Source organism: Rhizobium sp. BK008 (assembly GCF_014197345.1).
Taxonomy (GTDB): domain Bacteria; phylum Pseudomonadota; class Alphaproteobacteria; order Rhizobiales; family Rhizobiaceae; genus Rhizobium; species Rhizobium anhuiense.
Genome location: NZ_JACIFK010000001.1, coordinates 1,274,035 through 1,288,178, shown reverse-complemented (window position 1 = coordinate 1,288,178; position 14,144 = coordinate 1,274,035). Strand labels below are relative to the sequence as shown.

Genomic DNA, 14,144 nt, shown 5'->3' with positions numbered 1-14,144 from the left:
CAGTCGGACCGCTTTTCAGACCGTGAAAACCTCACGCCGTAGCACGTTCCACGAGGCCTTGTCGGGCGCAATCAGCAGACCGCCGTCGAGGTGATGCGGCTGGTAGGGCGAGCCGTCGAAGCGCGCCGCATAGGCACCGGCCTCCTGCGAGATCAGCGTGCCGGCAAGATGATCCCAGGGCATCAGCTTGTTGTACATCAGGTAATGCACATGGCCGCCGGCAAAGGTGCGGTATTCTTGGGCCGCGCAGCGGTAATTGGTGAGGAAACGCACCTTGGCCAGATTGCCGAGAATCTCCGCCCGCTTCTCCTGCGGCAGGTAGCCGGTCGAGGCCATGCCGACCATCTGGTCGAGCGCAACCGGCTCTGCAACCGCGAGCCGCTGCGCTTCGCCGTCCGGCCGGCGCAGCCAGGCGCCGCCGCCCTTTTCCGCCATCACCCAGTCGTCGCCCATCGGATCGTAGATGATACCGGCAACCGTCTCGCCGGCCGAGACGACAGAGGCCATGACGCCGAAAGCCGGAATACTGGAGGCGAAGTTGAACGTACCGTCGACCGGATCGACGACGATCGCGAGACCGGCATCTTCGAGCCCGTAGAGCAAATCAGGCTCGGCCGCGACCGATTCCTCGCCGAGGAACAGCGCACTCGGCCAGAGCCGCTGAGCTTCCGCCTTGATCATCCGCTCGGCCTGTTCATCCGCCTCGGTGACGAGATCGGTCGCCTCGCTCTTCGCGCGCACGTCGCCCTGGCCGAGCCGGCGGAAGCGCGGCAGGATCTCCGCCTTCGCCGCGCGGCGCAGCAGATCGGCAAGAACGGTCACGTCAACGGTCGAAGTCATGTCAAATCCTTTCGGTCCGGCCTTTCGGGAAGGGCCCCACATCAAATGCCGACGATCTCACGTCGGATCAGCTGCCAGCTTTCCCGATCGGGTGCGGAGATGATGCCGCCCGTCGTCTCACCGGGGCGATAGGGTGTGCCGTCGAATTTCGCCGTATAGCCGCCGGCCTCCTGATGCGCGAGCACGCCGGCCAGGTGGTCCCAGGGCATCAGCTTCGCATGGCCGATGAAGTGCATTTTGCCGGAAGCGACCATCCAATATTCGTAGGCCGAGCAATTGAAGGAGAAGGTCATCCGGATCTTCGCCATGTTGGCGCAGATGCGCGCGCGATCCGGGTCGTCCATGTGGCCCCATGAGAGGCCGCCGACCATCTGGCTCAGGCTAGCAGGCTCGGCCACCTTCAGCTTTGTCGACTGCCCGTCCCGGCGCGTCAGCAACGTGCCGGCACCCTTGATCGCCGTCACGGTGTCGCCGAGAACGGGATCGTGAATGATGCCGGCGACCGTTTCGCCCCTGACCGTCACCGCCAGCATCGTCCCGAAGACGGGAAGCCCGGCGGCAAAATTGAACGTCCCGTCGACAGGGTCGATGACGAAGGCAAGCTCGGCATCGGCAAGGGCCGGCACGACGGATCGATCGGCATCATAAGCCTCTTCGCCAACGATGAGGGCTTGAGGAAAGCGCTCCCTTAGCGCCGCGGTGATCCTGTGTTCGGCAAGCAGATCCGCCTGTGTCACCAGATCGATTGCCGAAGTCTTTTCCAAAACATCGGCATCGCCGAGATTGCGGAAACGCGGCATGATCTCGGCACGCGCCGCCTCCCGGATGCAATCACCGAGAAAGAGAATGTCCTTGTCAGAAATAGTCATGCGAAATCCTGTCCGTCATACATGAGCCGCCTGCTTAGCCGGCCATTCATGACGGGTCGGTGACAGCAAGGGTGGAAAAGTCGAAGAGTTTCGGATCGAGCAGATGTGAAGGGTTCACATGCGAAAGCGCCCGCAGCATCGTGTCCTTGCGTCCCGGCATGCGCCGTTCGATATCGGAGAGCATATCCTTCATCGCATTGCGCTGCAGCCCGTCCTGCGAGCCGCAGAGATCGCAGGGGATGATCGGAAACTGCATCGCGACAGCGAATTTCGCGAGGTCTTCCTCGGCAGCATAGGCAAGCGGCCGGAGCACCATCAGGTCGCCCTCGTCGTTCAGAAGCTTGGCCGGCATCGAGGCGAGCCGCCCGCCATGGAAGAAATTCATGAAGAAGGTTTCGAGAATGTCTTCGCGGTGGTGACCGAGCACCAGCGCATCGCAGCCCTCTTCCCGCGCGACGCGGTAGAGATTGCCGCGCCGCAGCCGCGAACAGAGTGAGCAGTAGGTGGCGCCTTCCGGCACCTTCTCCTTCACGATCGAATAGGTATCGCGATACTCGATCCGATGCCGAACGCCGATCTTTTTCAGATAATCCGGCAGCACGTGCTTCGGGAAATTCGGCTGTCCCTGATCGAGATTGCAGGCGATGAGCTCCACCGGCAGCAAGCCGCGCCATTTGAGATCGAGCAGCAAGGCCAGCAGCCCGTAGGAATCCTTGCCGCCGGAAAGGCCGACCAGCCAGCGCTTCTGGCCCTTCAGCATGTCGAAATCGTCGAAGGCCTGGCGCACCTGCCGCAGCAAGCGCTTGCGCAGCTTGTTGAAGGTGACGGAACGCGGCGCATCGGCAAACAGCGCATGGCCGCCGGTGTCGGCCTCGCCACTCTCCAACTCATCGGCGATATTGGCTGCGATATTCATTGCTTCGTCCTACAGAAATTCCACACTTGCTCTAGCAGAAACCCGTCTGGCAACACAGCGTCAATCGCCGAAAACCGACCAGCCGGTGCGGGCCGCGAGCATTTCCAGCGCCGCGGCGCCGAGCTGCGAATTACCGACCTTGTTCAGCCCCGGTGACCACACCGCGATCGAAGCAATGCCGGGCGCCACAGCGAAGATGCCGCCGCCGACACCGCTCTTGCCGGGCAGGCCGACATGATAGGCGAAGTCACCCGAGCCATCGTAATGGCCGCAGGTCAACATCAGCGCATTGATGCGCCGCGCCCGCTTCGGCGAGACCACCGAATGGCCGGTCGTGGGATTGCTGCCGCGCGCCGCCAGGAACAGCCCGGCGCGGGCGAGCTGCTCACAAGTCATCGACAGCGCGCATTGATGGAAATAAACGCCGAGCACATGATCGACGGGATGATCGAGATTGCGATAGGCGCGCATGAAGTTGGCGAGCGCGAAATTGCGATAGCCCGTCTGCGTCTCCGAACGCGCCACCTTGTCGTCGATGGTGATCGACTCGTCATCGGCGAGATAACGCACGAAGCGCAGCAGCTCGCCGATTGCCTCGCGCGGCGCATGGCCGGCCATGACGACGTCGCTGACGGCGATCGCGCCGGCATTGATGAAGGGATTGCGCGGGATGCCGCTCTCGTGCTCGAGCTGGACGATCGAGTTGAAAGCCGATCCCGAGGGCTCGCGCCCGACCCGCTTCCACAGCCCCTCGCCGACCTTGCCGAGCGCCAGCGTCAGCATGAAGACCTTCGATATGCTCTGGATCGAAAAAGCGGTATCGGCATCGCCGACACGATAAACCCTGCCGTCGACGGTGACGATCGCCATGCCGAACTGCTTCGGATCGACCTTAGCGAGTTCGGGAATATAGTCCGCGACCTTGCCCTCGCCGATCCGCGGCTGGATATCGGCGTAGATGCTATCGAGGGTCGCCTGCAAATCTGCCATTGCTTCTCTCCAGATCGCAAAAAAGCCGCTCGAAAGAGCGGCTTTCCGTATATCGACGCATGCGGTTGTCTCGCAATCGGTTTCGACTGCGAGACGAAGGCATTAACGCGAATAGAATTCGACGACCAGATGCGGTTCCATGACGACCGGGAACGGAACGTCGCTGAGCGTCGGAACACGGCCGAAGGTTGCGACCATCTTGTTGTGATCGACTTCGATATAGTCGGGAACGTCGCGCTCTGCGAGGCTGACGGCTTCCAGAACGGTCACCAGCTGCTTCGACTTTTCGCGAACTTCGATGACGTCGCCGGCCTTGCAACGGTAGGAACCGATGTTGACGCGAACGCCGTTGACCGTGACATGGCCATGGTTGACGAACTGACGGGCAGCAAAAACCGTCGGGACGAACTTGGCGCGATAGACGATGGCGTCCAGACGCGATTCCAACAGGCCGATCAGGTTTTCAGAGGTGTCGCCCTTGCGGCGGTCAGCTTCGGCGAAGATCGCGCGGAACTGCTTTTCGCGCAGGTCGCCGTAGTAGCCCTTGAGCTTCTGCTTGGCGCGCAGCTGCACACCGAAGTCCGAAAGCTTGCCCTTGCGGCGCTGGCCGTGCTGGCCCGGGCCGTATTCGCGGCGGTTCACCGGGGACTTCGGACGGCCCCAGATATTTTCGCCCATACGGCGGTCAATTTTGTACTTGGACGATTCGCGCTTGCTCATCGTATTTCCTTTCAAAGGTTTATGACGATTTGTTACCAAACCGCACGAAGGAAACACGCCCTCCTCTGATCTCTGCCGAGATCTGACAGGATGTTTCGGTTAGCGAACAGAAACGATCCACGGGACATGTCAAATGAAACACCGGGCATTTCTGCCCGGTGCTTGCGGGGGTCTTTAGAGGGCCGTCATGAAAATGTCAACAGCGGCACAGCCTGAACGCGCCACTATTCTGCCGCCAACGGCTGGTCGCCGCCTGTATCAGGCGCGTTGGCGTCGCCAGGTGCGGTCTGGCAGTTCATATCCGGAAAAGCGACGATGCGCTTGCCAGAGAAATCCGTGTGGACGACGACGATGCCCTGCTCCTCGAAATAGCCAAGCAGGCGGCGGGCGCGGCGGGCGGAATGGGTGCCGTAGGCGCGGGCGATCCGGGCGTCCGACGGGCACGGTTCGCCGCAGACGGCCGCCTTGGCGAGCATCAGGAAGACACCCTGCAGATCGTCGGTGACGCCTGACGACAGCGACAGCGCCGTCGCCCAGGCATCGCTCGCGGCCGTTTCCGCATCAACGCCCGAGCGCGAGATCGCCACGCGCCGGCGGAAATCCGGCAGGGCGATCGGCGGTCCCGGCACGCGGCGCATGCGCAGCCGCACGAGAAAATCCTGGTAAAGCACCGAATCGGTGCGGAAACCGGAGGTGGGATCGTCGAGGATTTCGGCAAGCACGCCGGCAAGGCGCTCCTCCCGCTCCTCGGCAGAGACCTCCGCCTGGCTCGCCCTCGCCTCGGCAGGTGCGGCCGAGGCTGCCGGCGTCGAGCGCGAGAGTTCGGCGAGAATGTCGGTCGTCGGCCGCGGCGCCGGCGCAGCGCGGCGCATGGGCGGGCGCTGGAATTCTTCCGGATCGGGCGTGAAGATCAGGTCCTCGACATCCTGAGGCGCATCCGGCAGCGGCATCAGCTTCGGGCTGGACGAGCGCGCCGAAGTCTCCACCGCGCCGATCTGGATCGGCAGCGGCCGGCGCGACAGCGCCGGTCCGAGAGCGACGAAATTGCCGCGCTTCAGGTCGCGGAACATCTCGGCCTGGCGCCGATCCATCCCGAGCAGGTCGGCGGCGCGCGCCATGTCGATATCGAGGAAGGTGCGGCCCATCAGGAAGTTCGAGGCCTCGGCGGCGACGTTCTTGGCGAGCTTGGCCAGCCGCTGCGTCGCGATCACGCCGGCAAGACCACGCTTGCGTCCGCGGCACATCAGGTTGGTCATCGCGCCAAGTGACATCTTGCGCGCATCTTCCGAGACATCGCCGCCGACCGACGGCGCAAACATCTGCGCCTCATCGACGACGACGAGAACCGGATACCAATATTCGCGATCGGCATCGAACATGCCATTGAGGAAGGCGGCGGCAGCGCGCATCTGCTGCTCGATATCGAGGCCTTCGAGCGTGAGCACACAGGAAACGCGATGCTGACGGATACGGTTGGCAATGCCCGCCAATTCCGCCTCGGTCCGTTCACCGTCGACGACGACATGGCCGAACCTGTCGCTGAGCGTGACGAAATCACCTTCAGGATCGATGATGACCTGCTGCACCCATTGCGCCGATTGCTCGAGCAGGCGGCGCAGCAGATGCGACTTGCCCGATCCGGAATTGCCCTGCACGAGCAGACGGGTCGCCAGCAGCTCCTCGATATCGAGCGTCGCCGGGCTGCCGGACGCCAATCCCATATCGATGCCAACCTGCAATGCTGATCCTCGCGGCGAAGAGACTCACATGAACGAAGCGCCATTCTTCCGAAACGGCATCGCCCCGTCTATCAAAGAATGCGCTATCTTTCAGGACCGGATTTCGCCAACCCACAGGACAATTCCCGGCTCACCCGAGAAGAGGATCCATCGCCGCGATCCTACATCCCGTCGCCGCGCTACGCCCGCAAGCCGAAGCCCTGCATCAGCCGCCGCGTGGCGAAATCCTGTTGGCCGGAGGTGAAGACCGCGAAGTCGAAATTGTCCGGGTGTACGGCATCGGCGACCAGCGGCACCAGCGTGCGGGCGCGGCGCGCGATCGCCTCGGCGGGGTCGAGCCAGTCGACCGGCCAGGGCGCAAGCCGGCGGAAGAGATTGGCCATGAAAGGATAATGTGTGCAGGCGAGCACGACGATATCGGTTTTCCGACCGTCCTTCTCGACGAAGCATTGGTCGATTTCGCCAAGCACGGCCTCGTCGGAGACGGCGTCACCACGAATATAAGCCTCCGCCATGCGCGCAAGGTTCTCCGAGCCGACGAGGCGGACGTGGCATTGCTGGGCGAAGGACTGGATGAGGTCGCGCGTATAGGCTCGCTTCACCGTGCCGGGAGTGGCAAGCACCGAGACCAGGCCCGACCGCGTACGCTCCGCCGCCGGCTTGATTGCCGGCACGGTGCCGACGAAGGTCATCTGCGGAAAGGCGGCGCGCAGATCGGCACCAACAAGCGTGAAGGCTGTGTTGCAGGCGATGATGCAGACTTCGGGATCGTGATCCGCCAACAGTTTGCCGAAAAGCCCGATGATCCGCTCCTTCAGCGCCTGCTCCTCCCAGCCGCCATAGGGAAAACCGGCATCGTCGGCGACATAGATGAAGCCGCGTTCCGGCATCAGCACGCGCGCTTCGCGCAAGACGGTCAGCCCGCCGATGCCGGAATCGAAGAGAAGAATAGGTTTCAGCTCACGCGTCGTCGCTGTCATCGGGCGGTGTTTCCTTAGCCGCTGTCGGGAACCGGCCACCGCGCGGGCTCTTGCGCGAGAAGCGGTCGAGGGAGGAGATGACGCCGCGCAACACGCTGATTTCCTGCTCTGTGAAAGCCCGGCGGGAGAGAACAGCGCGGAGATTGTCGACCATTTTTGGCTTTTTCCCGGCAGGATGGAAATAACCGCGGGCATCGAGCGCCTCTTCCAGCTGGTCGAACAGGCCGAACAGCTGTTCCTTGGTCGAAGGCGTCTGCCCCATCGCCTGGAACGGCACGGCGCCGAGATCCTCCATGCCGGATTTCATCCATTCATAGGACATCAGCAGCACGGCCTGGGCGATGTTGAGCGAGGCGAAGGCCGGGTTGACGGGAAAGGTGACGATCTCGTCGGCAAGCGCCACCTCCTCATTGGTCAGCCCCCAGCGCTCGCGCCCGAAGAGGATGCCGGTGCCCTCGCCCGCCCGGAACCTCGCCCGCAGCGTTTCGGCGGCGATGACGGGCGAGCGCACCGGCTTATAGCCGTCGCGCTCCCGCGCCGTCGTCGCATAGACGAAATTGAGATCGGCGACCGCCTGTTCCAGCGTGTCGTAGACCTTGGTCGCCTCGATCACGTGATCGGCTTTGGAGGCGGTCGCTAGCGCCTTTTCGTTCGGCCACCCGTCGCGCGGATTGACGAGGCGGAGTTCCGCAAGGCCGAAATTCGCCATGGCCCGCGCCACCATGCCGATATTCTCGCCCATCTGCGGCTCGACCAGAATGATGGCCGGGCCTTCGGCCAGAAGTTGACGCTCGCTGTTCGTGCCTGCCATGGTCCTATCCCTGTTTCGAGCGCGCAATAGCCTCGCCCGCTGCAAACGGCAAGACGTCGGCCTGCGGATAGAGCCTTTCCAGCGCCGAACCGATCATTTCGAGCCCAAGTTTCGCGCCCTCGCGCGACAGCGGCAGGTGCCGGCCAGTTGTCCGCGACGCCTTGCGCGTGATGAGGAAACAGCTCGAGCCGCGCGGGGCGGCATTGTCGATCAGCGCCAGATCCGCCGCAATCAGCGTCTTCAGATTGTCGTCGGGCGCCGGCGCTTCGTAGCTCTTCGCCAGGATGCGCGCCCAGTAGGTGCAGGACAGGAAAATCGCCAGCGTCTGGCGGATCTGGCCCGGCCGCGTCACCACCGACCAGGATGAGCCGAGCGGCCGCGCTGCCACCGTCACGTCGCGGTAGCAGCCATCGATCTTCTGCGACAACCGGATCAGGTCGAAACCGCTCTTGCCCTCGCCGATCGCGCCAAGCAGCTCGCGCAACGCCTGAAACCAGCGGGCAAGTGCGGCATCGAGCGCCCCGCGCGTGCGCGTGGGGAAGACGATGAAGGCGACCGCCGTTCCGGCCGCCGCCCCGATCATGGTTTCGCCGATGCGCAGCTTCAACAGATCGAGCGTCAGCACGCCGGTCATGCCGTAGACCAGGCAGAGCACGATCGAGATGAAGAAGGTCATCGTCGCATAGGAAACCTGCAGGAAATAGAAGGCGAGAAAGATGCAGACGGCGGCGATCGGAATGGCGATATCAGGCTCGCCCGAAATCAGCGTCGCCAGCACAAGCCCGATGGCGATCCCGAACACGGTGCCGAGCGAACGCGACAGCGCTTTCATCGCCGTATCGCCGCGCGAATTGGTGTTGGTGAAAACGAGGAAGGCGGCAAGCACCGCCCAGAACCAGCGCTCGCGCGAGAGAGCCAGGCCAAAAGCCATGGCAAGTGCTGAGGCGAGCGTGATCTGCAGCGCCGAGCGAAGCAGAGGATTGGCAAAGGAAAAGTCGATCTTCTCAGACGGCACAGTATCCTTGACGGCGTCGATACCGGAGAATCCCGAGGTCTGCCCCGCGCCGATCGCCTGTGTCAACTGCTGCCGCGCCTCGCCGAGCCAGAGCAGCGCCCGCACGGTTTCGCCTTGCGGCTGGTCCTTGATGGCTTCGGCCATCTCCGCAAATCTTGCAAGTTCCGTGCTATCGGCCTCGATTGCGGCATGGATGAGCGCAAAAGGCGGCGGGCTCTGGAAACTCAGCACGATTGCGCTCTCGGCGGCCAGATGCGCATCGAAGAGCCGGATCGCCAATTCTGCGGCCGGATCGGCGGTGGCATCGAAAACGCCGCCGGACGGGCGCGGGATGAAGGTTTCGGCCATCAGCACCACTTCCTTCAGTCGGTCTTCCAACTGGCGCAGTTCCTGCCGGTCGGCTTCACCGATCTCGGCGCCGCCGGCGAGGGCGGCGAGCTTGAAGAGGATCTGGTTGATCCGGCCGCGCACACTTTCGAGCGAGCGGAGCAGGTCGCGCCGCCAGTCGTCCGGCAACAACACGGCTCTCACCAGATGGCCGACGAGCACGGAGACGACGGGGCCGATCGCCACATCAGGCAGCTCGGCCAGCGAAGGCCGGAAATAGGCGCCCATGAAATAGGAGGTGAAAGCGAACATGCCGATCGCAAAACCGCGCGGCCCGAACACCCGCCCGGCCGATGCGAGCGCGATCACCACCAGGAAGACGAGGTCGGAGAATAAACGGCGATCCTCGAGGCCCGCCGCGATGGCGACGACGCCAAGGCTGGCGACGCAACCCAAGAGCCGCGTCACCAGCTGGCGCGTATTGCCCTTGTCGCGAACGGCCACCCCACCCTCGATTGACAGGACGATGCCGAGGCCGAAAGCCGCCGTCGGCAACGGCAGGATGAACATATGGATGGCGAGAAGGATTAAAAATGAGAAGATGATCGTCAGCGTTACCCGCGAGGCCATGCGCAGGCGCGAAAGCGCCGGATCATTGGCAAGCAGCCAGTCGCGGAACTGAAAACCGGAAAACAAATGCAAAGCCCCTCATGCCGCAGAAGGATCGACAGATACCGCCGCAAGAGCGGAAATCAAACCAAGGCAACGATCGGAACATTCGCCGGCTCGAATCCTTCGGCATCGATCGATATGTGGCGCGTCTATTGGCCCTTGGCAATCAGCGCCATCGTCGCCTTCAGGGAATCACGGGCCTGCGTTTCGATATTCTCGGTGACGATATCGTCGATCACTGGCTTGCCGTCTTCTTCGACCACTTCGAAACGAACGGTCGTATAGTCCTTGGCATCGGGCGCAGCGGAGCAGGCGGACTTCTGGAAGCGCACCGTCACCTCGGCCGTCCCGTTGACCACAGGTGCTGCCGCCATCGTCAGATCCTGCAGCGGGCAGGCATCCTGGCCGTTGACGATAACGTCGTAGTCGAACGGCGATATGCCGTCGTCGTCGACCGCGGGAAATTGCGCCGCCGCCTGGTATCTCGCGACGAAATCCTTGCTGTAGAGATGGTCGAGCCGGCTTGCGTCGAAGATGTCGGTCCAGTCGCTGTTATTGTCCGCCCAGTTGCTCTTGGTCGCGTCCATGATCTCCTTCACGGGGGCGGTGACATCGGCGGCATGGCCAATGCCGGAAAAGGCGATAAGGCTTGCGATAACAACGGCGATTGTCTTCATGGTCGAATATCCGAGGGGCGGCAAATCAAGGCGGACACTAGCCGAATTCCGCCGCTTGGCAATGCAGCAAAAACGCATTGCAGAACCCCTTGCAGCTTTGCGTTCCCGGTTCACAATGCTATAGCGCTCCTCATCACATCACCCACCCGGGACCCCGTCCCCCTTCAAGCTCGAACGAGGCAGATACATGAACAAGATCAAGGTCGCCAATCCCGTCGCCGATCTCGACGGCGATGAAATGACGCGCATCATCTGGCAGCTCATCAAGGACAAGCTGATCCATCCGTATCTCGATCTCGACATCGACTATTTCGACCTGTCCGTCGAAAACCGCGACGCCACCAATGACCAGGTGACCGTCGATGCCGCCAACGCCATCAAGAAGTACGGCGTCGGCATCAAGTGCGCGACGATCACGCCGGATGAAGCCCGCGTCAAGGAATTCAACCTCAAGGAAATGTGGAAGAGCCCGAACGGCACGATCCGCAACATCCTCGGCGGCGTCATCTTCCGCGAGCCGATCATTTGCCGCAACGTGCCGCGCCTGGTTCCCGGCTGGACGCAGCCGATCGTCGTCGGCCGCCACGCTTTTGGCGACCAGTACCGCGCCACCGACTTCAAATTCCCCGGCAAGGGCAAGCTGACGATCAAGTTCGTCGGCGAGGACGGCACCGTCATCGAGAAGGAAGTCTTCAACGCACCGGGCGCCGGCGTCGCCATGGCCATGTACAATCTCGACGAATCGATCCGCGAATTCGCCCGCGCCTCGATGATGTACGGCCTGATGCGCAAGTGGCCGGTCTATCTCTCCACCAAGAACACCATTCTCAAGGCCTATGACGGCCGCTTCAAGGACATCTTCGAGGAAGTCTTCGAGACCGAGTTCAAGGATCAGTTCAAGGAAGCCGGCATCACCTACGAACACCGCCTGATCGACGACATGGTCGCCTCGGCGCTGAAGTGGTCCGGTGGCTACGTCTGGGCCTGCAAGAACTATGACGGCGACGTCCAGTCCGACACCGTCGCCCAGGGCTTCGGTTCGCTCGGCCTGATGACCTCGGTGCTGCTGACCCCCGATGGCAAGACGGTCGAAGCCGAAGCCGCTCACGGCACCGTCACCCGCCACTATCGCCAGCACCAGAAGGGTCAGGAAACCTCGACGAACTCGATCGCCTCGATCTTTGCCTGGACCCGTGGACTGGCGCATCGCGCCAAGCTCGACGACAATGCCGAGCTTGCCCGCTTTGCCGCAACGCTCGAAAAGGTCTGCGTCGATACCGTCGAATCCGGTTTCATGACCAAGGATCTGGCGCTCTTGATCGGCCCCGACCAGCCGTGGCTGTCCACCACCGCCTTCCTCGACAAGATCGACCAGAACCTCCAGAAGGCCATGGCGTAAGCCGGCCTTTCCGAGATAAGATTGAAACGGCGGGGATTTCCCCGCCGTTTTCATTTGAGGAATCAACCGATGACGGCCATCCTGCGACCGCTTGAACCCGCCGACCGCGCCGCTTGGGAGCCCTTATGGGAGGCCTATCAGCGCTTCTATGAGGTGGTCATTCCGCCCGAAACCACCGATCTCACCTGGGCTCGCTTCCACGATCCTGACGAACCGATGCACGCGCTCGGCGCCTTTGATGAAGATGGCCGTCTCGTCGGCATCGTCCATGCCATCTTTCACCGCTCCTGCTGGCTGCCGCAATGGACCTGCTATCTGCAGGATCTCTATGTCGAAAACACCCAACGCGGGCTCGGCACCGGCGCCGCACTGATCGACGCCGTCGCCGACCTCGCCCGCAAAAACGGCGCAGGCCGGCTCTATTGGATGACGCATGAAACCAATGCAACGGCGCGGCGGCTCTATGACAGGATCGCCGAGCGCTCGGGTTTCATCCAGTACCGAAAGGCGCTTTAAGCGGCTGGGGTTGCACAAAGGCCTCGCCGCACTATTGATTCCGGGGAACGGCAAGACCGCAGAATAACGGCAGCACGAGGAGGATCTCATGACGGAAGAACTGGTATTCTATACGAACCCGATGTCGCGCGGCCGCATCGCGCGCTGGATGCTGGAGGAGATCGGCCAGCCCTATCGCACCGAACTCCTGACCTTCGGCGAAACCATGAAGGCGCCCGAATATCTCGCGGTCAATCCGATGGGCAAGGTGCCGGCGATCCGTCACGGCGATACCATCGTCACCGAATGCGCGGCGATCTGCGCCTATCTCGCCGACACCTTCCCCGAAAAGGCGCTGGCACCGACGCCGGAGGAGCGCGCCCGCTATTACCGCTGGATGTTCTTTGCCGCCGGTCCGCTCGAATCGGCGGTAACGATGAAGGGGCTCGGCTTCGAAATTCCGAAGGATCGCCTGCGCATGGCCGGCTGCGGCGGTTTCGGCGACGTCATGAATACACTCGAAATGGCGGTCTCCGGCTCGACCTACGTCGCCGGCGAACGCTTCACCGCCGCCGACGTCTATGTCGGCTCGCATATCGGCTGGGGCCTCGGTTTCGGCAGCATCGAGAAGCGTCAGGCCTTCGTCGATTATTTCGGCCGCATCAGCGGGCGTGAGGCCTACAAGCGCGCGAATGCGCTGGACGACGAAGCCGGCAAGACGATGCAGGCCGCTTGAGACGTCGAACCCGGGGCGGCGGCCAGACCGCCGCCCCGGAGATATCAGCGGTCAGACAAGCGGCATGTGAATGTCCGTCAGAAGCTCGGTCGGCCGCACCTCGCGCGGATTGTTGAGATATTCCTCGAACATGAGCCTGTCCTTCAGTTGCCGGCCGGACTTCGGCAGCCATTCGGCAAAGAGCCATTGATAGGACTTGGGCATATTGGCATAGGGACCCTTGTGGCGCAGCACGGCATAATCGCCGCCGTCGATCGTGCGCCGCTCGAACGGCGCATCGGCCGGCACGTCTTCAGCGCCGGTGACGCAGGCGATCGAGCGCAGCTTTTCCACCGGCACGATATCGGGATCATCGAGATAGACGCCGATCATCCGCATGTCGGGCTTGGCGAGGCCGCGGGCATAAAGCGTGCCGAACAGTGTCTCGAAGGCCTTGTCGATCTGCATGTAGGAACCGGTATGGGCAACGCCGATCAGCTCGATCGGCCCGATCTCGCGTATGGTAACGTCTAACATGGCTTTGGTCTTTCCGTTGGGTGAGGGCTCATAGGCTGTGTGGCTTCCCTCTTTCCGGTAGCGGGCCGGCGGCATGCCGTAGACCGACTTGAAGATGCGATTGAAGGATTGGAGATTGGGATAGCCTGATCGCTTCGCTATTTCACTGACGGCAAGTTCCGTGCGGACGATCTCGCCTGCCGCATGATGCAGCCTGAGCCGCTTGACGGTTGCCGCCAGCGTCTCGCCGTAAATCGCCCGGTAGATCCTGTGCCAGTGATAGCTCGACATGCAGGCGATTTCGGCAAGGCGCTCCATATCCAGCTCCTCGTCCAAATGGTCGTGAATATAGGCCGAAACCCGTCGCAGACGGTTTTCATAAAGTGTCCATGCCGTTTCGCCGTTCATGTCAAACCTCGTGCAAATCGATCGGCCAAAGAAGAACATAACCCGATTTGACAAA

14 protein-coding genes are annotated in these 14,144 nt (G+C 62.4%); 3 read left to right on the top strand and 11 right to left on the bottom strand.

The annotated features are described in order from the left end of the window. Positions 1–15: 15 nt before the first annotated feature. The 10 genes from FHT69_RS06190 to FHT69_RS06145 all read right to left on the bottom strand — a co-directional run bounded on the left by FHT69_RS06190 (position 16) and on the right by FHT69_RS06145 (position 10,556). Positions 16–840: an inositol monophosphatase family protein gene (locus tag FHT69_RS06190; protein ID WP_183905100.1), complete on the bottom strand. Its 825-nt coding sequence runs from the start codon at positions 838–840 to the stop codon at positions 16–18. A gap of 41 nt (positions 841–881) precedes the next feature. Next, positions 882–1,709 (bottom strand): inositol monophosphatase family protein, encoded by an 828-nt coding sequence (locus FHT69_RS06185; protein ID WP_168332985.1) that lies wholly within the window; start codon positions 1,707–1,709, stop codon positions 882–884. A 46-nt stretch (positions 1,710–1,755) separates the two neighbouring features. Beyond that, the gene (gene ttcA / locus FHT69_RS06180; RefSeq protein ID WP_168332984.1) at positions 1,756–2,625 is read right to left on the bottom strand and encodes a tRNA 2-thiocytidine(32) synthetase TtcA; all 870 of its coding nucleotides are present in this window, start codon (positions 2,623–2,625) and stop codon (positions 1,756–1,758) included. 60 nt (positions 2,626–2,685) lie between these two features. Then, positions 2,686–3,615, bottom strand: coding sequence for a glutaminase (locus FHT69_RS06175; RefSeq protein ID WP_168332983.1), 930 nt, complete (start codon positions 3,613–3,615; stop codon positions 2,686–2,688). Positions 3,616–3,717: 102 nt separating this feature from the next. Next, positions 3,718–4,335: a 30S ribosomal protein S4 gene (rpsD, locus tag FHT69_RS06170; RefSeq protein WP_004676212.1), complete on the bottom strand. Its 618-nt coding sequence runs from the start codon at positions 4,333–4,335 to the stop codon at positions 3,718–3,720. 224 nt (positions 4,336–4,559) lie between these two features. Continuing rightward, positions 4,560–6,074 (bottom strand): ATP-binding protein, encoded by a 1,515-nt coding sequence (locus FHT69_RS06165; protein ID WP_168332982.1) that lies wholly within the window; start codon positions 6,072–6,074, stop codon positions 4,560–4,562. A 179-nt stretch (positions 6,075–6,253) separates the two neighbouring features. Then, the gene (gene murI, locus FHT69_RS06160; protein WP_028756201.1) at positions 6,254–7,054 is read right to left on the bottom strand and encodes a glutamate racemase; all 801 of its coding nucleotides are present in this window, start codon (positions 7,052–7,054) and stop codon (positions 6,254–6,256) included. Then, on the bottom strand, positions 7,035–7,865 hold the full coding sequence (locus FHT69_RS06155) for an RNA methyltransferase (RefSeq protein ID WP_047610022.1): 831 nt from the start codon (positions 7,863–7,865) through the stop codon (positions 7,035–7,037). Before FHT69_RS06155 ends, murI begins: the two co-directional genes overlap by 20 nt. Before the next feature lie 4 nt (positions 7,866–7,869). Continuing rightward, on the bottom strand, positions 7,870–9,909 hold the full coding sequence (locus FHT69_RS06150; RefSeq protein WP_183905099.1) for an FUSC family protein: 2,040 nt from the start codon (positions 9,907–9,909) through the stop codon (positions 7,870–7,872). A gap of 119 nt (positions 9,910–10,028) precedes the next feature. After that, entirely contained in the window at positions 10,029–10,556 is a 528-nt protein-coding gene (locus tag FHT69_RS06145; RefSeq protein ID WP_183905098.1) for a hypothetical protein, read from the bottom strand. Positions 10,557–10,743: 187 nt separating this feature from the next. Between FHT69_RS06145 and FHT69_RS06140 the strand changes: the two genes are divergently transcribed. The 3 genes from FHT69_RS06140 (at position 10,744) to FHT69_RS06130 (ending at position 13,186) form a co-directional block, all read left to right on the top strand. Then, on the top strand, positions 10,744–11,955 hold the full coding sequence (locus FHT69_RS06140) for an NADP-dependent isocitrate dehydrogenase (RefSeq protein WP_028756198.1): 1,212 nt from the start codon (positions 10,744–10,746) through the stop codon (positions 11,953–11,955). Positions 11,956–12,024: 69 nt separating this feature from the next. Beyond that, positions 12,025–12,471, top strand: coding sequence for a GNAT family N-acetyltransferase (locus tag FHT69_RS06135; RefSeq protein ID WP_028758075.1), 447 nt, complete (start codon positions 12,025–12,027; stop codon positions 12,469–12,471). An 88-nt stretch (positions 12,472–12,559) separates the two neighbouring features. Further along, entirely contained in the window at positions 12,560–13,186 is a 627-nt protein-coding gene (locus FHT69_RS06130; protein WP_028756196.1) for a glutathione S-transferase family protein, read from the top strand. Positions 13,187–13,237: 51 nt separating this feature from the next. Here FHT69_RS06130 and FHT69_RS06125 read toward each other — a convergent pair whose 3' ends face one another. Then, positions 13,238–14,089 (bottom strand): GyrI-like domain-containing protein, encoded by an 852-nt coding sequence (locus tag FHT69_RS06125; RefSeq protein ID WP_183905097.1) that lies wholly within the window; start codon positions 14,087–14,089, stop codon positions 13,238–13,240. Positions 14,090–14,144: the final 55 nt, after the last annotated feature.